At 47.3% G+C, this 25661-nt stretch carries 24 protein-coding genes, 1 pseudogene and 1 riboswitch; of the genes and pseudogenes, 6 read left to right on the forward strand and 19 right to left on the reverse strand.

Annotation, left to right across the window (positions count from 1 at the left end):
- The 13 genes and pseudogenes from DW922_RS18145 to DW922_RS14690 all read right to left on the reverse strand — a co-directional run.
- Window positions 1-914: GTP-binding protein (locus DW922_RS18145; RefSeq protein ID WP_243032257.1), on the reverse strand; the 914-nt coding region annotated here is incomplete at its 3' end.
- Window positions 915-1276: 362 nt separating this feature from the next.
- Window positions 1277-1498: pseudogene (locus tag DW922_RS18435) on the reverse strand (phosphotransferase); the annotation flags it as partial.
- 222 nt (window positions 1499-1720) lie between these two features.
- Window positions 1721-2479 (reverse strand): helix-turn-helix domain-containing protein, encoded by a 759-nt coding sequence (locus DW922_RS14640; RefSeq protein ID WP_118726960.1) that lies wholly within the window; start codon window positions 2477-2479, stop codon window positions 1721-1723.
- 21 nt (window positions 2480-2500) lie between these two features.
- A complete protein-coding gene (locus DW922_RS14645; RefSeq protein WP_118726961.1) occupies window positions 2501-3865 on the reverse strand; it encodes a PTS transporter subunit IIC in 1365 nt (454 codons plus the stop codon).
- Window positions 3866-3877: 12 nt separating this feature from the next.
- Entirely contained in the window at window positions 3878-4153 is a 276-nt protein-coding gene (locus DW922_RS14650) for a PTS sugar transporter subunit IIB (protein WP_118541558.1), read from the reverse strand.
- Window positions 4153-4635 carry a PTS sugar transporter subunit IIA gene (locus DW922_RS14655; protein ID WP_118541556.1) on the reverse strand — a complete coding sequence of 161 codons (483 nt, stop codon included), beginning with the start codon at window positions 4633-4635 and terminating at the stop codon, window positions 4153-4155. The genes DW922_RS14650 and DW922_RS14655 overlap by 1 nt, the downstream gene beginning before the upstream one ends.
- 262 nt (window positions 4636-4897) lie before the next feature.
- A complete protein-coding gene (locus tag DW922_RS14660) occupies window positions 4898-6214 on the reverse strand; it encodes an aminotransferase class I/II-fold pyridoxal phosphate-dependent enzyme (protein ID WP_118726962.1) in 1317 nt (438 codons plus the stop codon).
- Window positions 6215-6491: 277 nt separating this feature from the next.
- Window positions 6492-7928 (reverse strand): Asp-tRNA(Asn)/Glu-tRNA(Gln) amidotransferase subunit GatB, encoded by a 1437-nt coding sequence (gene gatB / locus DW922_RS14665; RefSeq protein WP_118726963.1) that lies wholly within the window; start codon window positions 7926-7928, stop codon window positions 6492-6494.
- A 1-nt stretch (window position 7929) separates the two neighbouring features.
- Complete coding sequence (gatA, locus tag DW922_RS14670) at window positions 7930-9552, reverse strand: Asp-tRNA(Asn)/Glu-tRNA(Gln) amidotransferase subunit GatA (RefSeq protein ID WP_118726964.1); 1623 nt, start codon at window positions 9550-9552, stop codon at window positions 7930-7932.
- Window positions 9553-9566: 14 nt separating this feature from the next.
- Window positions 9567-9860 (reverse strand): Asp-tRNA(Asn)/Glu-tRNA(Gln) amidotransferase subunit GatC, encoded by a 294-nt coding sequence (gatC, locus tag DW922_RS14675; protein WP_118726986.1) that lies wholly within the window; start codon window positions 9858-9860, stop codon window positions 9567-9569.
- A gap of 152 nt (window positions 9861-10012) precedes the next feature.
- The gene (gene aspS / locus DW922_RS14680) at window positions 10013-11344 is read right to left on the reverse strand and encodes an aspartate--tRNA(Asn) ligase (RefSeq protein WP_118718192.1); all 1332 of its coding nucleotides are present in this window, start codon (window positions 11342-11344) and stop codon (window positions 10013-10015) included.
- A gap of 514 nt (window positions 11345-11858) precedes the next feature.
- Entirely contained in the window at window positions 11859-12446 is a 588-nt protein-coding gene (locus tag DW922_RS14685) for a sigma-70 family RNA polymerase sigma factor (RefSeq protein WP_118718193.1), read from the reverse strand.
- A 201-nt stretch (window positions 12447-12647) separates the two neighbouring features.
- Window positions 12648-14009 carry an MATE family efflux transporter gene (locus tag DW922_RS14690; RefSeq protein WP_118726965.1) on the reverse strand — a complete coding sequence of 454 codons (1362 nt, stop codon included), beginning with the start codon at window positions 14007-14009 and terminating at the stop codon, window positions 12648-12650.
- A gap of 171 nt (window positions 14010-14180) precedes the next feature.
- Window positions 14181-14273: riboswitch (glycine riboswitch) on the forward strand.
- Window positions 14274-14438: 165 nt separating this feature from the next.
- Here DW922_RS14690 and DW922_RS14695 point away from each other — a divergent pair.
- A complete protein-coding gene (locus DW922_RS14695; protein WP_118726966.1) occupies window positions 14439-15854 on the forward strand; it encodes a sodium:alanine symporter family protein in 1416 nt (471 codons plus the stop codon).
- A gap of 177 nt (window positions 15855-16031) precedes the next feature.
- Here DW922_RS14695 and DW922_RS14700 read toward each other — a convergent pair whose 3' ends face one another.
- A complete protein-coding gene (locus tag DW922_RS14700; protein ID WP_118541540.1) occupies window positions 16032-16196 on the reverse strand; it encodes a toxin-antitoxin system protein in 165 nt (54 codons plus the stop codon).
- A 137-nt stretch (window positions 16197-16333) separates the two neighbouring features.
- On the opposite strand from DW922_RS14700, the gene DW922_RS14705 reads away from it, so the two are divergent.
- A complete protein-coding gene (locus DW922_RS14705; RefSeq protein WP_118718196.1) occupies window positions 16334-16648 on the forward strand; it encodes a hypothetical protein in 315 nt (104 codons plus the stop codon).
- A 7-nt stretch (window positions 16649-16655) separates the two neighbouring features.
- Here the strand turns inward: DW922_RS14705 and DW922_RS14710 are convergent, their stop codons facing one another.
- Entirely contained in the window at window positions 16656-18122 is a 1467-nt protein-coding gene (locus DW922_RS14710) for a DUF2812 domain-containing protein (protein WP_195715080.1), read from the reverse strand.
- 550 nt (window positions 18123-18672) lie between these two features.
- Here DW922_RS14710 and DW922_RS14715 point away from each other — a divergent pair.
- The 3 genes from DW922_RS14715 to phnE all read left to right on the forward strand — a co-directional run bounded on the left by DW922_RS14715 (window position 18673) and on the right by phnE (window position 22387).
- On the forward strand, window positions 18673-19797 hold the full coding sequence (locus DW922_RS14715) for a PhnD/SsuA/transferrin family substrate-binding protein (protein ID WP_118726968.1): 1125 nt from the start codon (window positions 18673-18675) through the stop codon (window positions 19795-19797).
- A 106-nt stretch (window positions 19798-19903) separates the two neighbouring features.
- A complete protein-coding gene (phnC, locus tag DW922_RS14720) occupies window positions 19904-20647 on the forward strand; it encodes a phosphonate ABC transporter ATP-binding protein (RefSeq protein ID WP_118541524.1) in 744 nt (247 codons plus the stop codon).
- A 165-nt stretch (window positions 20648-20812) separates the two neighbouring features.
- Window positions 20813-22387 carry a phosphonate ABC transporter, permease protein PhnE gene (phnE, locus tag DW922_RS14725; RefSeq protein ID WP_118726969.1) on the forward strand — a complete coding sequence of 525 codons (1575 nt, stop codon included), beginning with the start codon at window positions 20813-20815 and terminating at the stop codon, window positions 22385-22387.
- On the opposite strand, the gene DW922_RS17820 is transcribed toward phnE, so the two are convergent.
- Genes DW922_RS17820 through DW922_RS14730 form a run of 3 tightly spaced genes read right to left on the reverse strand, consistent with a single transcriptional unit; the run spans window position 22388 to window position 24040 of the window.
- Window positions 22388-22534 carry a hypothetical protein gene (locus DW922_RS17820; RefSeq protein WP_154106753.1) on the reverse strand — a complete coding sequence of 49 codons (147 nt, stop codon included), beginning with the start codon at window positions 22532-22534 and terminating at the stop codon, window positions 22388-22390. It lies immediately after the preceding gene.
- A gap of 15 nt (window positions 22535-22549) precedes the next feature.
- Window positions 22550-22672, reverse strand: coding sequence for a hypothetical protein (locus tag DW922_RS18330; protein ID WP_279221346.1), 123 nt, complete (start codon window positions 22670-22672; stop codon window positions 22550-22552).
- 21 nt (window positions 22673-22693) lie between these two features.
- Window positions 22694-24040 (reverse strand): enolase C-terminal domain-like protein, encoded by a 1347-nt coding sequence (locus tag DW922_RS14730; RefSeq protein WP_118726970.1) that lies wholly within the window; start codon window positions 24038-24040, stop codon window positions 22694-22696.
- Window positions 24041-24592: 552 nt separating this feature from the next.
- Between DW922_RS14730 and DW922_RS14735 the strand changes: the two genes are divergently transcribed.
- On the forward strand, window positions 24593-25270 hold the full coding sequence (locus DW922_RS14735; protein ID WP_243032259.1) for a LysR family transcriptional regulator substrate-binding protein: 678 nt from the start codon (window positions 24593-24595) through the stop codon (window positions 25268-25270).
- 132 nt (window positions 25271-25402) lie between these two features.
- On the opposite strand, the gene DW922_RS14740 is transcribed toward DW922_RS14735, so the two are convergent.
- A complete protein-coding gene (locus tag DW922_RS14740; RefSeq protein WP_118718202.1) occupies window positions 25403-25660 on the reverse strand; it encodes a hypothetical protein in 258 nt (85 codons plus the stop codon).
- Window position 25661: the final 1 nt, after the last annotated feature.

Here is a 25661-nt window from a genome sequence, read left to right on the forward strand (position 1 = left end):
ACCGGGACGATTTCACCATTTGACGGAATACACATTTCTGTAATCTTTATTTTTTCCTTTTTTGACAGCAGCAGGGTATCCCGTAAATGGAGCGTCCCATGATACAGGCGTAAATAAGAAAGCCGTTTTTTCCGCTCTGTATACTCAACCTTAAAAACATATCCACATAATTCAGACTGAATATCGTCTGTTTCTGTAATGAAAGTTTCTGTAATCGCTTCAATCAGTTTTTCTGTTCCTAAATTGTCTTTTGCACTCCCATGATAAACAGGAAACAAAGAGCAGCATCTGGTTCTTTTGCACTTTTCATATTGTAATTCCTGTATATCCAAAGAATCCTCTGCAACATATCGTTCTAATAGTTCATCGCTTCCGGAAATAATCATATCCCATTTGTCCAAATCAGAAATATCGGTCATGGTTATCTTTGGCGACAGGGAAACCTCCTGCATGACAATCATATCACTGGTAAGTTTATCTTTAATGCTTTGGTAAACACGCCGCAGGTCGATCCCATTTTGGTCTATCTTATTTATAAAGATAATTGTCGGAATGTCCATTTTCTGAAGCGCATGGAATAATATACGGGTTTGTGCCTGTACGCCGTCTTTTGCCGAAATGACTAAAACAGCTCCGTCAAGGACAGATAAAGAGCGGTATGCTTCGGTTAAAAAATCCATATGACCGGGAGTGTCCACGATATTGATTTTATAATCATTCCAGCAAAAAGAAGTAACCGCTGTCTGAATGGTAATTCCGCGCTGCCGTTCCAAAATCATAGTGTCTGTTCTTGTAGTTCCTTTATCCACGTTTCCTTGTTCCGCAATCGCTCCACTGGTGTACAGCAGGCTTTCCGTCAATGTTGTTTTTCCTGCGTCTACATGGGCGAGAATTCCAATATTGATTATTTTCATGTGATTGTCCTCCTTTTACAGCCCCAAAAGGGCATAAAAATCCCCAGCAGTAAAATACTTTTACCACTGGGGATTATAATTTGCGGACATACACATATACAGCATACACCTGTTTGTGATTGCTGTTTTTCGGATATGTCAAAATTGATAAGGCAAAAGTATTCTTAAATTGGGTACAAAAAACCAAGCCCCCACAAAAGGGACTATCATAATCCTTTGTTCCCACTATTTGATTATAGTTTTATTTAAGAATACCTTGCCGCATATTTTTTACTCCTTTTTTGGAATGATGCTATTATATCACATTAGTTTTAGGAAAGAAAGTACCTAAAAGAAATTTTTCTTCCCCTTATATGTAACAATCATACCGACTTTCTGGCGTTCAGAATGGTTTCTGCTGTCTGCTGTGGTGTTTGGTTGGAATTGTCCAGCCAAAAGCCGATCCGTGGTGTTGTCTGCATAAATGTATCGTATAAGGTTTCAACCGTAAAGCCGGAATAGCCTGTTTTCTCCCTGTATCGTTCCCTTCCTTTTATTGTTTCCACATCTGGACAAAGAACGACAACCTCAACAGGGTATTTATGCGGCACAAAAAATATGTACATGTAACTAATTCAACACATTTATAATTTGAATAGGGACATTATAGCATTTACTAAATACAAATTCAATGTATACGGAAATAAAGATATAAGGAGTGGGAAGGATTCCGCCGTAGTCGGCATTGTAGGAAAATCCAAAAGTTTAGATTTTCCCACAATGCTTATCTTTTGGTCTTTGGTTCGGAATAGTGTAGTGCTGGCGGTCTATCTCTTGTTTTCGGTTGCTTGCTTCCTTACCGTACATGAGCATTCCGGCAAGTTCTGCAGCAGGCATCCGTTCCGAATCTGCCGTAAAAGGAATGCCAGAATATATGGAAATTCTTTCATCCGTTCATCTGCATAACAGACAGACAGCTTCTCTTCTATTTCTTTTATATCTGATCTCAGCTGTTCCAGCTCTGTCTGTTTTATGTGGTAAACCACAGCGAGACGTTCCTCGCCTCCAGGAATATTCAAATTCTCCCTTAATGCCTGGATAATCAATCCACGCTTGTCATATTCCTCTCCATAAACCACATATCCACGCTTTCTGTCGTAATTCAGCTCCAGTCCATAAGATTTCATAATCTCCTGAACCCGTTTCAGATCACTCATCAACGTATTTTTACTGATTTTCAATTCATCTGTAAAATGATATGTAGACAATTCTTCTGTGTGACATAACAGACGTAAGGTCAGCCAGCTGTATCGTTCTTCATCTGAGAGAACATAGGTGTACTCGGCTGTTTTCGAATCTTCTGACTGATACTCCCTGATTACCGCAAGCGAAACCAGAAATCTCCCCGTTTTCAGCCATTTGATTTCCTCGAAACCATTCTTTTTCAGGTAATCGTTAATTTTTCCAAGGCTGTAGCTGATCTGTTTCCTGCTCAGCCCTAAGGACTGTTCCAGTTCTTTTCCTGAAACCGACGGATCATTCACGATCATCTTTAATATCTTAACTCCCCTTTGATCCAGGTACACCTTCAATCTCTCCTTTCAGAACTATTTTTCCCCTTCCTGGGCCAGATCTTCGGCTTCTTCCTTTCTCAGTGCCTTATAATAAGAAATAAAGCATACAAACCAAACCACTAAAATGATCAGCGGAATAAAATTGCCCTGCAGGAACTGGAACACGTGTGAAATAGAATATGTAAATACCGGTCCATTGATCAGGCTGTTACTGATCAGTTCTCCTGCATTGAGTGATACACTTCCGGTAACCGTTGCAAGCTCTGTCATAAACGGAGCAAATGCAGTTCCCACCCATAAAAAGATGGGACAGCTGATTGCCGCAAGAATAAACATCTGAATCAGATTTCCCTGTGTTACAAGAAATGCTGGAACTGCCAGGGATGAACCCATCAGGCCGGCAAACGGAAGAATTCCGTTTCCAGGTAAAATCGCAGAAAACAACAGCATAAATGGAATGCTCCAGAGAATCGTAAGCCAGATTTCGTTGCATCCTCCCATAATCGGCCAGTCAAGACCAACGTTGAGCTCTTTTCCTTCGAATTTCTTATTCATAAATTCGCTCATTGCCTCAGAAATAGGTGATAATGCCTGCATAAAATACTTAGCTACTACCGGGAAAAGTGTCATGGCAGTCGCCGACTTTACAGCCAGGATCAGCACATCAGCAAAAGCATATCTTGCCACCGCACCAAATAAACATCCTAAAATAAATCCCAGCACATGATTCTCAGCAAAAATACCAAACTTGTTTCTCAGAGTTTCGGTATCGAACTTGCGATCCATACCCGGAATTTTCTTCAGCAGGCAGGCAATCGGATACATAACTGCGCAAAAGGTTAATGTTGTATGCGTACAGGTCACTCCCGGGATTCCTGTTAATTTTTCGATTCTATGCTGGTTTGCATCTGCCGATTTCAATTCTACCACAACCTGCACTGCTGCCACCACAAATGCCAGAATAACACTCTTTGTAATGGATGCCACTGCAACTGCTGTGAAGATTTTCAGCCATACATTCCACAGATCTGCATTGATCGTATTCGTTTTATTTAACAGGATCATTAACACATTGATTCCGATCAGCAACGGAAACATTAAAAATGCGTACGGCCAGGACCAGGAAATGGTTGCCATAGTAGTCCATCCACCGTCAACAACCGGAAATGACATGCCCGTTGCTGACATAATTGCCTGTGCCGCCGGATTCAGGGAATCCTTCATGAAGCTGATAATCAGGTTCATTCCGGTAAAAGCTACGGCCAGTGTAATACCAGATGAAATCGCATCTTTAACTTTCATTCTCACGATCAATCCGGCAATGATCATAATAAACGGAACAAATACTGACGCCCCAAGGCCCAGAAAAAAGTTTACTATCTGAGTAAGTATCTCCATAATTTCCTCCTGCTATTTACAAAGTTCAATCAGTTTATTCAATTCATCTGCCTGTTTTACTCCGGTTAAAAATGCAATTCCATTAATTACCGGAACCGGATATTCCTTTGTCGTTTTTGTAATGGAAATATATGCCACACTGTCTCTTAATTCCGTATCCAGAGAACGAATGTTTACTGCTTTCACTGCTGCATCCACATGATTTTCTTTCAGAAGACGGTTTACCTTACTTGCTACTGCCTGGGAAGTTGCTACTCCACTCGCACATGCTACTACAATCTTTTTCATTATGAATCCTCCAATCCATCCATTGATATAATCAGTTTCCAATACTCCTCAACCGTGTTTGCATGGTCCAGTTTTTCCATCAGTTCTACCTTTTGCAGGTTATTGACCAGAATCTGTAAAAGTTCTATATGGCTTTCTCCTGCATCTGCTTCCTGGAAACCAAGCATAAATGCAAATTTCACCTGATGGATAATCTCATTTGCTGCCATTTCTCTCCATGGAATAGGATGTTTTAACCGAACACATGCAACAAAAGGCTTTACAATACATTTAGGATCTGTATGCGGAATTGCCACCGGATAAGGTTCAATCGGCAATGCCGTAGGATAATTTTTTTCCCGTTCCTTGATTGCTTCTAAAAATCCTGCACGAATATATCCAGCTTTTTCCAGCTTCTCTGCCAGGATAGAAAACACCTCATCTGTACTTTCTGCTTCCAGATCCAGTTGAACAAGTTCCTTATAAATAATGTCTCTATTCAATGTTCCAGCTCCTTATTCTCTATTTCAGAAACAGACTCTTGCGCGCTTACTGACCATTTCTTATACTTCCATTATACGTCTGCCTCCCTTTTTTTCAATGATACCTTGGGACATTCTTTGCACATGGCTGTGCTCATTCCTGTGAATGACAATCCGTTTGCACAACAGAGTTCTGTATTTCAGAAAAAAAATCCATGCTGCTTGCGTTCACACGCAAACGGCATGGATTTTTTCTTTTTTCTTTTCTATTTTTTAGAACACGTTATGCCTGCTCCGGTACTTTCTGCGCCTCTTCCCGGTCTTTCAGGATCTTATCAATACTTACGATCTTCGTACACAGCGCGAACAGGTCCATTGCCAGGATCAGATCACTCAGCGGTGGATAGGACGGTGCAATACGGATATTGGTGTCATGAGGATCCTTTCCATATGGATAGGTTGCTCCGGCACCGGTCATAACCAGACCGGCTTTCTTACAGCGCGCTACGATAGCCTTTGCACAACCATCCAGGGAATCGAAGGCGATAAAGTAGCCTCCCTTGGGCTTGGTCCATGTTCCGATACCAAGACCGCCAAGCTCACGCTCCAGGGTATCAATGACTGCCTCAAACTTCGGACGCAGGATATCCGCATGCTTGCGCATATGCTCTACCATGCCATGGATATCACCAAAGTAACGGACATGACGCAGCTGGTTTACCTTATCATGGCTGATGGTCTGGAATTTCAACTGCTTCTCAATATCCTCCAGGTTGTTGCGGGATGTTGCGATGGCTGCAATACCGGAACCCGGGAAGCTGATTTTTGAAGTGGAAGCGAATTTGTAAACCATATCCGGGTTGCCGGCACGCTTACACTCTGCCAGAATCTCGATCAGGTGGTCCTGATCGTGATCGTATAAATGATGTACGCCATAAGCATTATCCCAGTAGATACGGAAATCCGGAGCGGCCGGTTTCAGTCTTGCAAAGCGGCGGACGGTCTCATCAGAATAACTGGTTCCGGTCGGATTGGAATACTTCGGCACGCACCAGATACCCTTAATGCTGTCATCCTCTGCCACAAGTCTTTCCACCATATCCATGTCCGGGCCATCCGGAGTCATCGGAACATTGATCATCTCAATGCCGAAATACTGGGTAATGGCAAAATGACGGTCATAACCCGGTACCGGGCAAAGGAACTTCACTTTATCTAATTTGCACCACGGAGTACATCCCATTACGCCGTGAGTCATGGAGCGGGATACGGTATCGAACATAACATTCAAGCTGGAATTGCCGTAAATGATGATGTAATCCGGAGCTACCTCCATCATGTCTCCGATCAGCTCTTTGGCTTCCTTGATTCCTGTCAGTCCACCATAGTTACGGCAGTCGGTTCCGTCTTCACAGGTTAAGTCATCGCTGCTGCTTAATACATCCATCATTCCCATGGAAAGATCCAGCTGTTCTACACTTGGCTTACCTCTGGACATGTCCAGTCTTAAATCCTTTCCCTGAAACTCTTTGTACTGGACAGAAAGCTGCTTTCTGAGCTCCTGCAGTTCCTCTGTGCTCATCTCTGCATATGGCTGCATCTTCTTTTTCCTCCTCATCAGCTGTGTACTCCCTTTCTTCACCCAGGCGCTGACACCCGGTGTTCTTGGTTTGCATTCCATTTTACACGATATAAAGTGGTATTACAATCGCATTTTTCACGAATTTTACAGAATATATCTTCTTTTTCTGTCACTGGTTTCCCTGCGTGGACATCTGATTGAATATTGTCCTTTTCAGCAGGACAGCCAGTCTGGTTCCGGCTAGATGTCCCCATGCAGGACATCTCCGCTAAATCCAAACTGGCTGTTATTCTATCTACCGGGACATCAGTTCCCGCACCAGCTGGTTGACCACAGCCGGATCGGCCTTGCCCTTCATGGCGCGCATGGTCTGGCCTACGATAAAGCCCATAGCTTTTTCTTTTCCAGCCTTAAAATCTGCAACGGACTGCGGGTTCTTCTCTAACAGCTCCTCGATGGTCTTTGTCAATGCACCGGTATCATTTACCACCTTTAATCCGTGCTCTTCGACATAGCGCTCCGGATCTACATTTTCCTTAAATACTACCTCAAACACGTCCTTTGCAACGGTACGGTTGATGACGTTTTTATCTACCAGGCTGATGAGCTTCGCCAGGTTCTCCGGGGAGAAGGTCATGTCTTCCGGCTCCTGCTCCTGTTCTTTTAAGAGGCGCATGGCCTCGGTCATAAGCCAGTTGGAAACCTCCTTCGGCTTGCCGCACAGTGCTACCGTCTGTTCGAATACATCGGCCAGATGCTTGGAACCGGTCAGGATCTCTGCATCGTACTGCGGCAGTCCGTACTCACTCTCGTAGCGGGCCAGTTTCTCGGTGCGAAGCTCCGGCTGTGCAGCCTTCACACGCTCGATCCACTCATCCGAAATCCATACCGGAACCAGATCCGGGTCTGGGAAGTAACGGTAATCCTGCGCATCTTCCTTGGAACGCATCGCATGGGAGGATTCCTTGTTGTCATCCCAGCGGCGGGTTTCCTGAATGACCTTCTTGCCATCCTCGATCAGCTCGATCTGGCGGGTACGCTCGCCCTCGATTGCACGGGCAATGGCCTTGAAGGAGTTTAAGTTTTTCATCTCAGTTCTGGTACCGAACTCCGGTGCGCCCACTTCGCGGACAGAGAGGTTGACATCCGCCCGCATGGAGCCCTCCTGCAGCTTACAGTCGGAAGCGCCAAGGTACTGGATGATCAGGCGAAGTTTTTCCAGATAGGCAATGACCTCGTCAGCGCTGCGCATATCCGGCTCGGACACGATCTCAATTAACGGAACACCGCTTCGGTTGTAATCAACCAGAGAGCAGTCTTCCCACTCATCATGGACCAGCTTTCCGGCATCCTCCTCCATGTGGATTTCGTGGATACCGATCTTTTTCTTACCTGCAGCGGTATCGATCTCGACCCAGCCGTCATGGCAGATTGGCAGATACAGCTGGGAGATCTGATAGTTCTGCGGATTATCCGGGTAGAAATAGTTTTTCCGGTCGAATTTGCAGTACTGGTTGATGCCGCAGTTCGTAGCCAGTCCGACTGCCAGTGCGTACTCTACAACCTGCTTGTTTAAAACCGGAAGGGAACCCGGCATACCGGTGCAGACCGGGCAGGTATGGGTGTTTGGCGCACCGCCGAATGCGGTGGAACAGCCGCAGAAAATTTTGGTTTTGGTCGCCAGTTCTACGTGAACCTCCAGGCCAATGACGGTCTCATACTGTTTGCTCATGTTACTGCGCCTCCTTTTCTACTGCTTTTGCTTCTGCCTGTTTTGATACGGCCGGCTCTCTGTCCAGCTTCGCTTCTGCCTCTTTCGCCATGACTGGCTCTCCATCCAGCTTCGCTTCTGCCGCTTTTGCCATGACTGGCTCTTCATCCAGCTTCGCTTCTGCCGCTTTTGCCAGTTCCGGTGTTTCGTAGCTTCTGCTGCATTCATACGCATAACCGGCGCGGATGATGTTCTTTTCCTTGAAGCAGTCTCCGATCAGCTGCAGACCGATCGGCAGTCCCTTGGAATCTTTTCCGCAGGGAACGGTCATGCCCGGAAGTCCTGCCAGGTTTACGGAAATAGTATAGATATCACCCAGATACATCTGAAGCGGATCACTTAAGGACTCGCCTAACTTCGGCGCGGTGGTCGGTGCCGCCGGTCCTAAAATGACATCGTATTTTTCAAAGGCCTGATCGAAGGCTTTCTTAATGAGCGCCTTGGTGCGGAGTGCCTTTAAATAGTAAGCATCGTAATAGCCGCTGCTTAAAACGAAGGAACCAAGCATGATACGGCGTTTTACCTCCGGGCCAAAGCCCTCGGAACGGCTCTTTTTGTACATGTTGTGAAGACCCTCGTATTCCTTTGCACGGTGTCCGTATTTTACACCATCGAAACGGGATAAATTGGAGCTTGCCTCTGCGGAAGCGATGACATAGTAAGCCGGAATGGCGTATTCCACTAGGCTTAAGTCAAACTCTTCGACAATAGCGCCCTTCTCTTCCAGAACCTTTGCTGCCTTTAAGATGGCATCCTTCACTTCCGGATCCAGGCCCTCGCCAAAGTAATCACGCGGGATGCCGATGCGCATGCCCTTTACATCGTCCACCAGGGCAGAGGTAAAATCGCAGTCCTCTCGTTTCATGGAAGTGCTGTCCTTCTTGTCATAGGAAGAAATTGCTTCCAGGATCGTAGCACAGTCCGTCACATCCTTTGCGACCGGTCCGATCTGGTCCAGGGAAGAACCATAGGCAACCAGGCCATAACGGGAAACGGTTCCGTAGGTTGGCTTGATGCCGGTGACACCGCAGAAAGAACTCGGCTGGCGGATGGAACCGCCGGTATCGGAGCCCAATGCGAAGAAGCACTCATTTGCTGCCACTGCCGCACAGGAACCACCGGAGGAACCGCCCGGCACATGTTCCGGGTTCCACGGGTTTTTCGTCTCGCCGTAAGCAGAAGTCTCGGTGGTGCTTCCCATGGCAAACTCATCCATGTTTGTCTTACCAAGAATGATAGCACCTGCTGCCTCCAGGTTTTTTACTGCCTCGGCCGTGTAAGTCGGCTTGAAGTTATCCAGAATTTTGGAACTGCAGGTTGTCAGCAGGCCCTCTGTACACATATTATCCTTAATAGCAATCGGAACACCGGCAAGCGGGCCGGTCAATGTTCCGTCTTCAATCTGCTTCTGCACTTCTCCGGCACGCTTTAACGCACCTTCCTCATCTACGGTCACATAACAATTTAATACCGGCTCCAGTGCCCTGATCTGCGCAAGGGCTGCCTTTGTGGCTTCCACTGCCGTAATCTCGCCGGATTTGATCTTTTTTCCAAGCTCTACCGCTGTTAAATCTAAGATACTCACGTCGTTTCCTCCCTTTATTCTACCGTCTTCGGAACCTTAAACGCTCCATCCTTCTGCTCCGGCGCATTCAGCAGGATCTTATCCCGCTCATCTCCATTGGTTACCACATCTTCCCGGAACACATTTGTCACCGGAAATACATGCGACATCGGCTCGACTCCGGTCGTATCCAGTTCGTTTAACTTGTCAATATAGTCTAACATCCGGCCCATATCCTGTTTTGCAGTCTCTTTTTCTTCGTCCGAGAGTTCCAGTTTTGCCAGAATTCCTACATATTCGATGGTTTCATCGCTGATGATATTTGCCATATTTTCAATCCTTTCCTGCCGGTTTCCAGGTTGCACCGGCACCCTGTCTGTTTCTCCAACTGCCATGGTATTTTTCGTTTGCACCGGCACTGTCACAGAAACTTCCATTTTTATCGCCTTGCCACTGCGTTTTTCAAAACTGATTACGCTGATTACGGTTCCAGTCTGGTCACGTCACGCGGGAACAATGAAGTCTCACGTACATTCTGCTCGTCTAACAGGCGCATGGTCAAACGCTCTAAGCCGATGCCAAGACCACCGTGCGGCGGCATGCCATATTTGAAGATCATCAGGTAATCCTTGATGTCTTCCGGGTCCATTCCGCGCTTCGCCATCTTCTCCAGGATCATCTGGTAATCGTGGATACGCTGACCTCCGGTGGTGATTTCCAGACCCTTATACAGCAGGTCAAAACTTAAGGTGAAACGCTCATCTGCCGGGTCATCCATGGCGTAAAACGGACGTTTTTTCGATGGATAATGGGTGACAAACACGAAATCGCTGTCGTACTCTTCCTTGAAATAACGGCCGATCAGCACTTCCTCCTCTGGCTCTAAGTCGAATGGGTTGCGGATCTTCCGGTTATATTTTTCCGATACCAGCTGCTTTGCCTCATCGAAACGGACCTGCGGGATCTGGGTGATGGATGGAAGATCGATGTCAAGCATGTCCAGCTCTTTCTTATAATCTTTCTTTAACAGCTCCATGGTATATTTTAAGAATCCGGTCTCCATCGCCATGACATCTTCAAAGCTGTCGATATAGCCCATCTCAAAATCCAGTCCGATATATTCGTTTAAATGACGGGTGGTGTTGTGCTTCTCGGCACGGAACACCGGAGCCACCTCAAATACACGGTCAAACACGCCAACCATCATCTGTTTGTAGAACTGCGGACTCTGTCCAAGCTCTGCTTTTTTGTTGAAGTAGTTTAATTTAAAGACGTTTGCGCCGCCCTCTGCGCCGCGGGATACGATCTTCGGGGTATGCACTTCGGTGAATCCCTGACTGGACAAAAACTCACGGAAAGCGCGTACAATGCCTTCCTGAACTTTGAATTTTGCACGTTCGCGGACATTTCTTAAGGATACCGGACGAAGACTTAAACGTGTCTCTAAGGAGGTATTCATCTTCCATTTGTTGATGGCGATCGGCATAACCTCGGACGGCTGGGACAATACCCGGATACCGGTAAGACGGAGTTCAAATCCCTGCGGGGCACGCTCCTCCAAAGTAACCACACCGGTCACTTCCACAGCGGATTCTTCCTTCAGTTCTTTTAGATCGAAGTCGGTTTTTCGTTCCTCATACACACACTGCACCAGACCTTCTGCCTTGCGCAAAATAACAAATGCAAACTCACCCATATCACGGATGTTGTGGACTGCACCGTTCATTTTTACGACCTTTCCGACATAATCTCCGCTTAAGATTTCGCTGATTCCGATGGTTTCCTTTTCCTTTACACCTGTTAAAAATTCCATGCTGTTCTCTCCTTACCTGAATGTGGTGGTTCTGTATTCCGGAAGGAATTTTGGGAAACTATCAGGAAATACACGTTGGTGAATTTCTGATATGTAACACAAAAAATCCCGTCGCGGAATACTGTTACATATTCCGGGACGGGACACTATGATTTTGTTATGTTCCGCGGTACCACCCGCATTGAGACCTGACTTTCTTTCCCCTTTGAACGAAAGCGGCTCCACTCTTTTAAGACACGTAACGTGTGTCCTACGGATACCCCTACGCACATGACTGGCAACTTGAACCGTTTAACAGTCTATGTCTTTCGAAATACCGGCTCCGGAGTGTTCCCTGTGAGCCAGAGTCCAACCTGACGGCGCTCTCAGTCGGTGACGCCCTCTTCCTGTCGAAGTCCTGCTGGCAAGAGTCTCCTTCACTGCCATTTGTTTGGTTTTCTTTCAGAAGTGTTCCTCTGAAAATTGACATCATAATAACACAAGTTTTTTTGCTTGGCAAGTCCAAAATTTTAATTTATGAACCAATTGGCAGCGTTTTTATTCGTTTTTCCACAAATTCATCAAAAACATGCTGTTTCAGGCAGATTTTCCATATCTTTTTTCGAAGTCTGACCACCCGCATAGCAATGGCGCTTTCCCTCACACGGTCTATTCTTGCCACCTCCCGGTAAGGAAGCTCCTGCAAAAAGACAAGCCGGATCAGTTCCATTTCCTTGCTGCTAAAAAGACATAAGACACCAGGTGCACAGCTTTCCAGATTCAGCTTTTCGATGACTGCATTTTCCATGCTGCATGCACTGGTCTCCTCTCTAAGCTCGCTTCTTTCTGTCCGTTCCAGCTCTTCTAACTGCTCCCGCTTTCGTTTTTCCTGCCGTATGGTATCGATCAGCCGGTTGACCAGACACGTTTTAAAATATTGTTTCGCCTGTTTTTCTGTCAGATTTTCGAAGATTTCCAGATGTTTTTCATTCGCGATAATGGCTACAACTGCATCATGAATGATGTCTTCCGCATGGTACGGCAGCCCGGTATTTTTCAATTTCCGATATAAAAACCAATAGTAAAACTGCTTGTGTTTCTCATAAAATGTTCCAAGATCCATAAGTAAGTATCCCCTCTGGCTCTATGCCATTTTCTGTTGGAAACACTATAGCACGCAATATTTTTTGTAACTACAAAGGTGGCACATTCCGCCGCGTTTTTGACGAAATATGCCACCTTGTTACTGTTTTTTGGCTCAAATGCAGCGATGCATCGCACCATTTCGCTTCCGTTCCTGCCTCTGTTGCAGATAGGAATTTTCCTACACAAGCGTACTCAAAGCCTTCTTAAACTGCCGTCTGAATAAGAGTATCGTAAACGATACTGCCAGGAAATCTGCAACCGGTTCTGCCGTATAAACCGCCATAGTCTGGTTGCCTGCCAGCACATGCGGGAGGATATAGATCAGCGGAAGCAGCAAGATAAACTTTCTGGTTACTGCCACAACGATTGATTCCTTTGCAAAGCCAATGGAGGTAAATGTCATCTGGCAGGCGATCTGAATGCCAAACATAAAGATGCAGCCCATGTAGATGCGGAGTGCGCGGGACGTAAATGCAAGAAGCTCTGCATCCGCAGTAAACATCCCTGCAAAGGCCTGCGGAACCAGCTCCACAAACAGCCAGATCAGGACCGAATAGGTCAGGCTTACCTTTAACAGAAGCTTAAACGCGCCCTTTACACGCTCTGCATTCCGTGCGCCGTAATTGTAGCTGATGATCGGCTGGGCACCCTGACCAAGTCCCTGCAGCGGAAGCATCGCAAACTGCATGGCACTGGTTAAAATGGTCATGGCGCCGACTGCAATATCACCGCCGTATTTTAACAGAGAGGAGTTAAAGCAGACTGAAATCACACTCTCACTGGACTGCATAACGAAGGTCGCTGCACCCAGAGCCACACATGGCAGAATGATGGATGGATTCAGTCCCATTGTACTAAAACGGATCTTTAAGCGTGTCTTTTTTCCGGTTAAAAACGCCAGAACCCAGACCGTGGAAACCGCCTGGGAAATGACTGTTGCAAGTGCCGCTCCACGGACTCCCATATGCATTCCAAAGATAAATACCGGATCCAGGACAATGTTTGTAACTGCACCGATAAGTACGGAAAGCATGCCGGTTTTTGCAAAGCCCTGGGCTGTGATAAACATATTCATACCGAGTGTCAGCTGCACAAAAATCGTTCCCAGGGAATACAGATTCATATAGCTGACTGCATACCCTATCGTGTTCTCGCTGGCACCGAAAGCCAGAAGCAGGTTCCGGTTAAATAAAAACAGAATCGCTGTCAGGATCACGGAAATTACCACCTGAAGCGTAAAACAGTTCCCTAAAATTTTCTCTGCCTGGTCATAATCCTGCTTTCCCATGTGGATGGAAGCACGCGGGGCACCTCCGCTTCCCACCAGGGCCGCAAATGCCGAAACGATCATAATGAGTGGCATGCAGACTCCGACTCCGGTCAAGGCCAGTGCGCCGGATTCCGGAATGTGACCGATGTAAATACGGTCTACAATATTATACAGCATGTTGATCAGCTGTGCCGTAATGGTCGGAATAGCCAGAGAGCGGAGCAGTTTTCCGATGGGCTCTGTCCCCAAAAAATCTTTTTCGTTGTTCATACGTTTTCCTCTTTCATGTAAGGGCCTAAATGCCCTAGAACTTCTATTATACACATTTCTTATAAGTATATGCAAGCAGTACTTTATAAAATTGTATTTTTTCAAAGACTTTTCCTGTTTTTTGAAAATACACTTGCATTTCTAAAGCAAATCGTCTATGCTTCTTTGCAAGAAGCAAACTCTGGAGAGTCTCATGTATGGAGCGCCGAAGGTGTACAGCACGAAACGTGCCAATCTCTCAGGCAAAAGGACAGAGCACATGATGCAGCAATGCATCCGTCTTTCCACACTCTTTAGAGGGAGTTTTTCACCTGCAGTCACGCAGTTGGAATACTTCCTTTTTTGTTTACCAAAAACTGGTTTTCTTCCGGTTTTCTTCCCCCAGAGCTTCTATCAAACAAAACCCCTAAGGGAGAAAGAGTGAGTATTATGTTAACTAATGTAAGTAAGTTTCTGAACTGGCTGGATGGCTTTGTATGGGGCGTCCCCCTGATCGTTCTGATTCTGGCAACCGGAATCTTTTTGACGGTCCGCCTGCGCGGCATCCAGTTCCACAAGCTGGGCATGGCCTGTAAGTACATGTTCCAGAATGAAGGCGAAGGCCACGGTGAGGTCAGCAGCTTTGCAGCCCTCTGTACCGCCTTGTCCGCAACCATCGGTACCGGCAACATCGTCGGCGTCGCAACCGCCCTCGTTGCAGGCGGCGCAGGTGCCCTGTTCTGGATGTGGATCGCAGCCTTATTCGGCATGGCAACCAAATATTCCGAGGGCGTTCTCGCCATCAAATACCGTGTTGTCGATGAAAGCGGGCATGTACTCGGCGGACCGTTCTACTATATTGAAAACGGAATGGGCCAAAACTGGCGCTGGCTTGGTAAGATTTTCGCATTCTTTGGTGCCGGTGTCGGCCTTCTCGGAATCGGTACCTTCACCCAGGTAAACGGCATCACTGCCGCTGCCGGAGACTTTTTCGATAAAAATAATGTGCACGTGATCAATCTCTTCGGGCACGATTACAGCATCGCCGTTATCGCAACCGGCATCATTTTAACCATCTGCGTGGCTCTGGTCGTGCTTGGCGGCATTCAGCGTATCGCAAGTGTTTCTTCTATTGTAGTACCGTTTATGGCAGTTTTCTACATTGCATCCAGCGTCGTTATTCTGGTTCTGAATGCTTCCCGCATTCCGGCTGCATTTGCCGAGATCATCCAGAGTGCGTTTGGACTTCGGGCCGCTGCCGGCGGTGCACTTGGCGCGATTCTTGTTGCCATGCAAAAGGGGATCGCCCGCGGTATCTTCTCCAATGAAGCCGGACTCGGAAGCGCTCCGATCGCTGCAGCTGCAGCACAGACCAAAGAACCGGCCCGCCAGGGTCTGGTTACCATGACCGGAACCTTTATCGATACCATTATCGTGTGTACCATGACTGGTCTTTGCATCGTCCTGACCGGTTCCCATACCGTCGGACTGGAAGGTGTTGCCGTAACCACACGCGCATTCCAGCAGGGACTTCCGGTCCCGCCGCAGTTTTCCGCATTTCTCCTGATGATGTGCCTGATCTTCTTCGCATTCACCACCATCATCGGTTGGAACTACTACGGAGAACGCTGCCTGGAGTACCTCTCAAACGGAAGCAAAAACGCCGTCATGGCATACCGTTTCCTGTATATCCTGGCTATTTTTATCGGACCGTTCATGACCGTAGAAGCCGTGTGGACCATCGCCGATATCTTCAATGCGCTGATGGCACTACCGAACCTGATCGCACTGCTGGCACTCAGCGGTGTTGTTGTCGCTGAGACACGCGACTACTGGATACGGATACTCGGAGACAAAATCAAATAACAATATCACACAGTAACGAACGAGGGCCGAAAGGTTTCGTCCCCGCCATTCGGCGGGGACGGAACCTTCCGGCCCATTTGTGTTTACTGTGAGATATTGTTATTGTTTATAATCGGATAATATTGCCATTTCACCTTGCTATATCATATTTTCGTTGTATAATAAAAACAGGCAAGCTCAAGACTTTGTTAATGCAGTCCTGCCTTGCCTGTTGATATATTCTTTCAACACCATATTGATATACTGACTAAACGACCGGTTATCCTCCTCTGCGTAATCTCTGATAATCTGAATAACGTCACTATCCAGTGTGATACTGACTTTTCCCTTTAACGGCCTCATTCCGTTATCCTCCTTCTTCTTTTGTATTGTCTACGGATTCCGTAAACTTTTTTGACTATAGCATGTTGGAGGATTCGATATTGCTAAGTAGTATAAAGTATGATAAAGTAGGATAAATTCAAGAAAAGGAACAGACCATGAAACGAAATCCATCTGTAACCAATCATAAAAATTCAGAAAAATACAGTGACAAATTACTGTCATGGGAGGAGCTTTTTGAAAAAGGAACACTGCTGCGCAACACCATAAAACAACTTTCCCTGACTCCCGGTGCTTTTTATTCTGTTACAAAATCCTGTACCGATGGAACCTTTCAGGCAGGCGATGTCATCACGCTGGAAGCAAACAGTGACTTTTTCTGCCCCAAAACCGGAAAACGGATCACACCAGGACAGTGTACGAAAGAAAATATGGATTTTTTATGTGTGCCGGCCGGTAACGACATAGATTAATACGTTTCTACTTCAATACCGGTTCCAGAAATCCCTGTACCGCTTCTTCCACTCCGTCTGCATCCGTTCCGCCGCCATAATCCAGGATCACCAGGCGGTTCTCATCGCTCAGGACCACTTCATCCAACGCAATATACGCCTCTGTGGCAGCCGCTTCTGCAGTCTTTATTACGTCCTGTTCCTTCTGTAATTCCTGTGCAGTCCGCTCATCTGCCGCTATGACTTCTCCGCTTTTTGTGTCTGCACTTCTTGCATCTTCGCTTTCTGCTGCTTGATTCTTGACATTTTGATTCTCAGCACTTTGGTTTTCCGCATTCCCGTTTTCTGTCTCATTCCGTATATAATAACGATACCAGGAAACCTGCGCCCCATCCGGCAACGTGCTCAATACCTCTGGCACCTCCACTTCCCTGCAATCCCACAGTTTTGTCAGATCTTTCGGGTAATTCTGTCTGGTCTTTTGTATGATCCACGGAATCCGGCTTTTATAAACATTCACAACTACCGGATTCCCGGCTTTGTCAGCCTGAACCGTATTGCTCTGCCAGGTGGCAAATACCGTCTGCTTTACGTTTGTACTTTCTTCTTCATTCCCGATCAAATGCCCGGTCAGGGCTCCGGACAGTGGAACCAGGATCATGCAGAGCGCAGTCACCCCGACCAGATATCCGATCCAGTTTTCTCTCTGATCTCCGCTTCCATGTTTCCGGATCCAGCTTAATACCAAACATGCACTTCCGCATAGGATCAGGCTGGAGGTTAATACCGTCACAAGCAAGTGGACTGAAGTTGAAAAAGCCAGAATAAGGAAAAGGAGGATTATGCCAAACAGCAGAGCTGCCATACGCTTCTTGGACTTCATCCTGCGTTTCAGATCTATGACCGGAAGTTTTCCGCGTTCTCTTAACGCATGTTCACTGCTTCTTACCCAACGAATCAGCTGTAGATAGGGAATGCCATAAGAAAAGATCAACAGCAGGCACACCGCACCGGAAAACAGGCTCCAAGGATCCGCCAGCGTTTCTGCGGGATATCGCAGACCCTGATACAATAACCACCCCTGCAGCACTACGATCAGCGGATATAAAATCCGGGTCGACCAGCCAAATGCCAGCGTTTTCTGAATCAAAAACTGATTCGCATCGCTCATCTCTTCGGTTCGTTCCAATGTCTCATCCGTGGTATAAAAAATCTGCCAGTTGATGCCGCTGCACTGGAATTTCCATCCGGCTGCCTCACAGCGCTCCCGGAATTTTCCGGCGTCCCAGGAATCTGCACCGGTAAGCACAGAAGTCTTTGGTGCCAAAACCGCGGCATAACGTCGTTTTTCCGGGTCTGCATGGTAACATTTCATACCTCCCCCGCCAATGCTCTCCGGATACCAGCCTTCCTGTGCCAGCTGTTCCAGATACTGCCTGAGCGCATCTGCTTCCCACACGGAAAATGTCCACCAGATATGTTTTGTCTGCTTCATCGTACCGCCTCCTTCCAATTTCCAATTACTTTCTTCTAATTTCATTATACAAAACATGCCCCCTTGCGCAAGAACGGCACACTTACTACTTCCTTACGCTTTCATTACGGATTTTTCATCCTTCAGCCGTATTTTTTCTTTATCCGTAACGGTCGCTCACAGCAATCCTGCACAATTTTCCATTCTTGCCATTTCCACATTCCTGTGGTACAATCCTAATCGGTTAACGGAATGCAGTGTGAGGGGGAGCGCCCTGACACTACGATCAGAAAAATTACTGCGATGACGAAAACCAGATTGCGAGGGAGTCCGTGTTCCGGGCTGAGAGGATCCCAGAAAGGATCGACCGTCCCCAGCTTGTACTCTGCCCAGATACAGGCTGTCAGCATTCTGTCTGAAAGTCATGTTCAGGCATGCTGTGGCATGCTTTTTTTGTACCTTTTCGAACCCTTTCAGCAGAATCCCGTAACTGCTGCGAACAGCAACCACATTTTTCACGGCAGCTACACGAAAATTTATTCTGCCCGAAACGGGCCATGGAGGTAGTATTATGAGAAAATTTGTTGTACCAGCTCTTTCCCTGGCGCTCTGCCTGGGTCTTGTCACCGGTTGTTCTTCCAAAACAGATGCACCGGCTGCTTCAGAAACAGCAGCTTCTGCTGCGCCCTCTGCCGATACTTCTGCAGATTCTTCTGCTGAAGCCTCCTCTGAGGCTGAATCCACCACAGAACCGAAAAGCATCGATTCTTTAAAGATTGCCTTTTCCCCTTATGCCGATGCAGATACCATCACCACTGCCACCGAGCCGCTGGAGAATCTGTTAAAAGAAACGCTTCTGACCAAAGGTTATGATGTATCAGATATCGACATGACTGTCGGTACCAGCTACACTGCGGTCGGCGAAGCTTTGAGCGCGGGAAGTGCCGACATCGGCTTTATCTCCGGCGGCAACTATGTACTGTTCTCCGATGACTGCGATGTACTTCTGACCGCATTGCGCTACGCCATCAACAAGGATTCTGAAAATCCGAAAGACTGGAATGACGGCACGATCGAGGAAAATACCGACGAGATGAGCACTTACTACCGTTCCATTCTTCTGGCCGGACCAAGTGAGAAAGGCCAGGAGCTGCTTGCAAAAGTAAACAACGGTGAGGAACTGACTTGGGACGATTTAAACAGCGCAACCTGGGCTGTTATGGGACCGACCTCCGCATCCGGTTACATTTATCCGGCACTGTGGCTGCAGGAGCGTTACGGCAAGACCATTGCCGACCTTGACAATGCCGTTCAGTCTGACTCCTACACCACCTCCCTCTCCCGCCTCGCTTCCGGCCAGGCCGATATCATGGTTTCCTACGGACACATCCGTACCAAATACGCAGCAGACTGGAAAGAAAAATTCGGCGGCACCGATGACATGGTGAACCAGACCGGTGTGATTGGCGTTACGGAGGGCATCTACAACGATATGATCGCCTACAGCAAAAACTCTGACCTGATGCAGGATGAAGATTTCCGCAAGGCACTTGGCGATTCCTTCATTGAAATTGCAAACACCGACGAGGGCAAGGACATCATCAGCGTATTCAGCCAGGTTGGTTATGAATGGGGCGACGATGCAAACTACGACGGCGAACGCGCTGCACAGGACCTCTTGAAATCCTTAAACTAAATGTTTCACGATATGCAAAGTCCGCACGGCACAGGCAGCTGCCCTGCCTGCGGATTTTTGCATTTGCCCCAAAATAATTTCACACGAGACCACAGGCAGGTATTTTATGGAAATCGCACTCAAACACTTAGAAAAACAATTTCCAAACGGGACCACAGCCCTGAACAATGTAACTTTTACCGTTTTCCAGGGTGAATTTGTCTCTGTCATTGGCGCTTCCGGCGCCGGAAAAACCACGCTTTTCCGCATTTTAAACGGGATGGATACGGTAACATCCGGAACTCTTTTGTTCGACGGAAACGATGTTTCCACCATAACTAAGCGGGAGCAAAAGCAGATCCGGCGCTCCATTGGCACCATCTATCAGGATTTCTGTCTTGTAGAAAACTCCACCTGTCTGGCTAATGTCCTTACCGCCTGTCTTCCTGACATGAACCTTCTTTCTGCAGTGATCGGACTTTATTCCAGAGAACAACAGAACGAAGCGCTCTCGCTTTTAAAGCGGGTCGGTCTTGAAGAAAAAGCAGAAGAACCTGTAAAAAACCTGTCCGGCGGACAGAAACAGCGGGTTGCCATTGCTCGTGCGCTGATGCGCCACCCGCTGCTACTTCTTGCCGATGAACCTGCCGCTTCCCTCGATCCGGTCACCGGCAGACAGATCCTGGAACTTTTAAAGGAAATCCAGCAGACAGAGGGTGTCACCGTTTTGATGAACAGCCACAACCTGGAATTTTCCCTGGAGTTTTCAGGTCGCATCATCGGCCTGAAAGACGGAACTGTTGCTTTCGACGGCCGGCCCGATGCGCTGGACAAAGAGATGCTGCAGCAAATCTATCAGGAACAAGAATAACATTCCTGTAAAAACGAGACATGAAAGAATCAGCAATTTCCTGCCGACGTTTTCCCGGTATGCAACACTGAAAAATACAGCCAAACTATATAGAAAGGGAAACGAACCGTTACCAGACACGTCCACGTGAACAATGAGAACAAACCGTTTCAGAGGAGAGCACCCATGACACTAAATCTTCATTACAAAAGAAAAACCATCTTCCGTATTCTGGGCTGGTCTCTCTTTCTTTTTGTCTTTTTTGCCGCCGCAGCCTTCACCGGCTGCGATCCGGCTTATTTTTTTGCACGCCGGAGCCATCTGACGGACCTGGCTGCCGATATAATCCGTCCGGATTTTTCCTATCTTCCGAAAATTGTTGCCCCGCTTTTTTATACGCTGCAGATGTCTGTGACTGGCACGATCCTCGGCTCGGTTCTGGCACTGTTTGCAGCTCCGGCCGGTTCTGTTGCCTTACAGTTTCCAGCATTTTTCCGCCGGTTTACCCGCTTTGTGATCCAGATCCTGCGTTCGTTCCCGGCGCTTGTGCTGGCACTGATCGCCACCTTTTTATTTGGACTCGGAACCTTTGCCGGAACCGCTGCGATCACGCTCTACACCTTTGCCATTATGACAAAACTCACTTACGAGGACGCAGACAGCAGCAACTTAAGCGCTTACCTGGCACTCCGTTCCATGGGATGCAGCGCATTTCCGGCATTTTTTCACACGGTACTGCCGGAAATTCTTCCTTCTTACTTAACCAATGCCCTGTATCTTCTAGAAACCAACGTGCGGCACAGTTCCATTCTCGGCTATGTAGGTGCCGGAGGCATTGGTCTGATCTTAAATGAAAAGATTTCCTGGCGGGAATTTCATAAGGTCGGAGCCATTCTTCTGCTGCTGTTTCTTGCTGTATGTGTGATTGAATCCATAAGCCGCGCGCTCTCCGGCCTGATCCGCAGAGAATTCCTGCTGCAGACCTCGTCCGGACTGCACCGCAAATACATGCTCCGCTTACTTTCACTTGCGCTCATTTTTCTATTTGCCTGCTGTCTCATCACACAAACCCCGCCGGATTTTTCCCACACCAGTCCCGGAAACCTGCAGCACATGCTGTCCGGCTTCCTTCATCCCAACTGGAGCTTCTTTTTTTCCATGAAAAAAGACGGCCTTCTCTATCTTTTGATTGAGACCGTCTGTATTTCCATTGTTGGAACCGGGATTGGTGCACTGATTGCAGCACCTCTCGCATTTTTCGGCACACGGCGCTTTACACCCGTGCCGGTATGTGCATTGTTTCAGCTTTTGGTGATTGCCATCCGATCGGTTCCATTTCTCATTTATGGACTGATTTTTATCCGGGTATCCGGTCCTGGCGCTTTCACCGGAGTACTGACCCTGGCCATGTGCAGCATCGGCCTTTTAACCAAGCGCTTCACGGAATATCTGGACGCACTGGATTTAGGCCCTTACCGGGCTCTCCTTGCCATGGGAATCGCACCACTTGCAGCAATCCGTCACGCCATTTTTCCGCAGATTGCCCCGGTATTTGCTTCCGCGATCCTCTACCGGTTCGATGTCAATATCCGCGAGGCATCCGTGCTTGGCCTGGTCGGTGCAGGCGGGATCGGAGCTCCGCTGATCTTTGCCATGAACAAATATAACTGGAGCCAGGCTGGTGCCATTCTTCTGGGACTCATTGTGCTTGTCTGGATCGTGGATACAATGTCAGGAAAACTGGCAACCCCCAAAACATAGCTATAAATTTCCTGCGGCACACACAGCAATGATATTGATCAGGAACTGTACCATGGCATCCATCATGCCACTCTCAAACAGAACACCTGCTACAACACCGGAAAGGAATACCGCACATGCAGTGGAGTACATAATCGCAGATTTCACTGACACTTGATCCGATCAGGAATGCTCCGATGATCGGAATGATCCCGCAAATGCGAACAGGGTACTGACTTTCTTTTTAAGCAAAAGGACTGTGATAAGGATCATCATCACAAATCCGACAAGTGCGGTATAGCTCATGATTTTTTCCACCTGTAGCGTTTAGCGAACGAGACACGGTTTCTTGGAATCGTATTTCCAGTTCGGGATCAGATACTGCATTGCCATAGCATCGTCGCGGTCATGAGACGGCATCTGATTGTACAGCTTGTTTGCTTCCATAACACGGTCCATATTCAGGGTTACACCAAGTCCCGGACGATCCGGAACCTCCAGATATCCGTCTTTGATCTTCGGGGCATCCTCTAAGAGACCCTGACCATCCTGCCAGATCCAGTGAGTATCCAGTGCGGTTGGCTTTCCAGGTGCTGCTGCCGCTACATGCGCGAAGGTAGTCAGTGTGATATCGAAATGGTTGTTGGAATGGCTTCCCCAGGTAAGACCCCAGTCGTTTAAGATCTGTGCCATGCGAAGGCTTCCCTCTAATCCCCAGAAATGCGGATCTGCAAGTACGATATCCACAGCCTTCAGGGAAGCTGCATGGTAGAACTGTCTCCAGTTGGTTGCGATCATATTGGTTGCAACCGGAAGGCCAGTAGCGGTCTTGAACTCGCTCATGATTTCTCTGCTGGAGAAACCTGCCTCCGGTCCGCACGGATCTTCTACATAAGTCAGTACATTTTTCATATCCTTGCACAGGTCAATGGCTTCTGCCAGGCTCCATGCGCCGTTCGGGTCAATGTTGATACGGCCATTTGGGAACTGTTTTTTCAATGCGCGGATCGTATCCATCTCGTAAGCACCCTCAAATACACCACCTTTTAACTTGAAGTTGCGGAAGCCGTATTTTTCCTGAAGGCAGCAAGCCTGCTCCACGATCTGCTCATGGCTTACCATTTCATTTCTTCTCATGCGGAACCACGGATCGCTGCTGTTATTCTCATCCAGGTAAGGAAGATCGGTTTTGTGACGATCAGATACATAGAACAGGTAACCCAGTGTCTCTACCTTATCTCTCTGCTTTCCTTCCGCAAGAAGCTCGCACACCGGCAGGCCCAGATACTGTCCCAGAAGATCCAGGAACGCGCACTCGATCGCCCACTCTGCCTTTACCACGAACTTCAGCTTGCTGATATCCAGAGTCTGAATTCCTTCCCCGTCATCCTCTGCAGCCTTTTTGCCGCCTCTGTGGATGGTTCCCAGTACGGAACGGTACTTTCCGATTTCCTGTCCCACTACCAGCGGAATGCAGTTTGTCAGGCACTCACAGGTATATTCCCCACCGTGGATCTCACCGATACCGGTGTGGCCCGCACTGTCCTTTAAAATAACGAGGTTTCTGGTGAAAAATGGTGCATGTGCTCCACTTAATGTCATTTCCATGCTGTCATAGCCAGCTACCGGAATGACCTTCATCTCTGTTACAACAGGTGTTTTGCTAAAGCTCATCTTCCCTACTCCTTTTTCCTATCATGATTGGTAACTGTTCAGCAAAGCTGATTCAGTCACATTTGTTCTTTGCAAAGCTGATTATAAATGATTGACAAATTTCTGACCAATATTTAAAAATGATGCAGTCCATCATTTTTACTTATTTTTCATTTTCACAAAATATTTCTTTAAAAAATACAATCCGATGCGTTATAATGTAACGAGCAGCAAGAGAGCCAGAAGCATGCTTGCATGATTATGGCGAACGGCGAGGCAAACGAGTGACTGTGTCACGAGCACGAGCATAATACAAAGGAGGAACCCGATACGGACACTAAATATCTGAATTACATCCTGACCATTGCTAAAAAACAGAACATCACAAAAGCGGCGGAAGAACTGTATATTTCCCAGTCCTCCCTGAGCCAGTACCTTGCAAGGCTGGAGCAGGAAATCGGTGTTCCACTCTTCATCCGGGCCAAAGGAAAGCTGGAGCTGACAGAAGCCGGCAAGCTTTATATCAAGGCAGCTGAACATGTTATTCACATAAAAAATGACCTTTACTATCAGATGCGCAGTCTGAATAATAAAAGCCATATCACACTTGGGATCACATCCCTGTTTGGTTTAAAAATGCTCACGACCCTGATTCCGGAATACAAAAAAGAGTTCCCAGAAGTCACGATCGAGATCACCGAGACCAATCTTCCCAACATCCAGAAGCTGATTCTCGATGAAAATATTGACTGTGCCATGATCGCCCTCAACGATACTGCATCCTTTGATAAAAATCAGCTGGAGCTCATCGGGCAGGAAGAGGTGCTTTTGGGGATTCCAGCAACTCATCCCTACGCCACGGAAAATAACCAGACCCCCATCACCTGGGATGATTTTGCCCGTATTTTCCGAAATGATAATTTTATCCTGTCGAAAAAAGCATCCACGCTCCGCGTGCTTTCCGACCAGATCTTTGCGGATATCCAGTTCCAGCCACGGACCATGTGCGAGACAAACAGCATCATCACCATCCGCTCCATGGTCGAGATGGGAATCGGCATCGCCTTTATTGCCAAAACCTGTGCGAAGGACCATCAAAACATCAAATACTACTCCATGAATCCGCCGATCTGGAGAAAAATCGCTTTCGTCCACCGGAAGGGCTGGATCCAGAACAAACCGGAGCAAGCACTCCGCCAGTACATAAGAGATTATTTCAAACAGGAAAAAATGCAGAACCTGATCGTCTGACCGGGTCCTGCATTTTTTCTGATTTCCCAACTTCTTATTTCTCACATTTTTTTGATTTTACGACAACAGCTCCATGTCTTCACGACACAATCATTGTTACCATTCGTGTCGTGCGCAAATGCCAGACACAACCTATTCGACCACAGAAACTAGTTCCGTCATTTCATCCACGCTGATGGATTTCTCAACAGATACAGCATAACTGTACTCCCCATCGTTCCAGATGGCAAGCACGACTTTTTCTTCCTGCCCCTTCATGGTCACGGATTTTCCATTTACGTTTTCTGTCTTAATCTCCGGATAGTTCACATAATCACCGCTGACATCTTCTGTCCCGATCCCTTTGCGGACTCTCGCCACTTCCTGCTCTCCCTGATTATAATAGATCACT

Source organism: Clostridium sp. AM42-4, from assembly GCF_003480105.1.
Lineage (GTDB): Bacteria > Bacillota > Clostridia > Lachnospirales > Lachnospiraceae > Brotaphodocola.

Bases quoted from the DNA above. Each gene is read 5' to 3' on its own strand.
- aspS (WP_118718192.1), bottom strand. From the start codon at position 11,344: ATGGAATTTTTAACAGGTGTAAAGGAAAAGGAAACCATCGGAATCAGC.
- DW922_RS14660 (WP_118726962.1), bottom strand. From the start codon at position 6,214: ATGCAGCCATATGCAGAGATGAGCACAGAGGAACTGCAGGAGCTCAGA.
- phnE (WP_118726969.1), top strand. From the start codon at position 20,813: ATGACACTAAATCTTCATTACAAAAGAAAAACCATCTTCCGTATTCTG.
- DW922_RS14695 (WP_118726966.1), top strand. From the start codon at position 14,439: ATGTTAACTAATGTAAGTAAGTTTCTGAACTGGCTGGATGGCTTTGTA.
- DW922_RS14730 (WP_118726970.1), bottom strand. From the start codon at position 24,040: ATGAGCTTTAGCAAAACACCTGTTGTAACAGAGATGAAGGTCATTCCG.
- DW922_RS14735 (WP_243032259.1), top strand. From the start codon at position 24,593: ATGCGCAGTCTGAATAATAAAAGCCATATCACACTTGGGATCACATCC.
- DW922_RS14715 (WP_118726968.1), top strand. From the start codon at position 18,673: ATGAGAAAATTTGTTGTACCAGCTCTTTCCCTGGCGCTCTGCCTGGGT.
- DW922_RS14700 (WP_118541540.1), bottom strand. From the start codon at position 16,196: ATGAGGCCGTTAAAGGGAAAAGTCAGTATCACACTGGATAGTGACGTT.
- DW922_RS14645 (WP_118726961.1), bottom strand. From the start codon at position 3,865: ATGGAGATACTTACTCAGATAGTAAACTTTTTTCTGGGCCTTGGGGCG.
- DW922_RS14710 (WP_195715080.1), bottom strand. From the start codon at position 18,122: ATGAAGCAGACAAAACATATCTGGTGGACATTTTCCGTGTGGGAAGCA.
- phnC (WP_118541524.1), top strand. From the start codon at position 19,904: ATGGAAATCGCACTCAAACACTTAGAAAAACAATTTCCAAACGGGACC.
- gatC (WP_118726986.1), bottom strand. From the start codon at position 9,860: ATGGCAAATATCATCAGCGATGAAACCATCGAATATGTAGGAATTCTG.
- DW922_RS14690 (WP_118726965.1), bottom strand. From the start codon at position 14,009: ATGAACAACGAAAAAGATTTTTTGGGGACAGAGCCCATCGGAAAACTG.
- DW922_RS14685 (WP_118718193.1), bottom strand. From the start codon at position 12,446: ATGGATCTTGGAACATTTTATGAGAAACACAAGCAGTTTTACTATTGG.
- DW922_RS14705 (WP_118718196.1), top strand. From the start codon at position 16,334: ATGAAACGAAATCCATCTGTAACCAATCATAAAAATTCAGAAAAATAC.
- DW922_RS18330 (WP_279221346.1), bottom strand. From the start codon at position 22,672: ATGAGCTATACCGCACTTGTCGGATTTGTGATGATGATCCTTATCACA.
- gatB (WP_118726963.1), bottom strand. From the start codon at position 7,928: ATGAGCAAACAGTATGAGACCGTCATTGGCCTGGAGGTTCACGTAGAA.
- DW922_RS14650 (WP_118541558.1), bottom strand. From the start codon at position 4,153: ATGAAAAAGATTGTAGTAGCATGTGCGAGTGGAGTAGCAACTTCCCAG.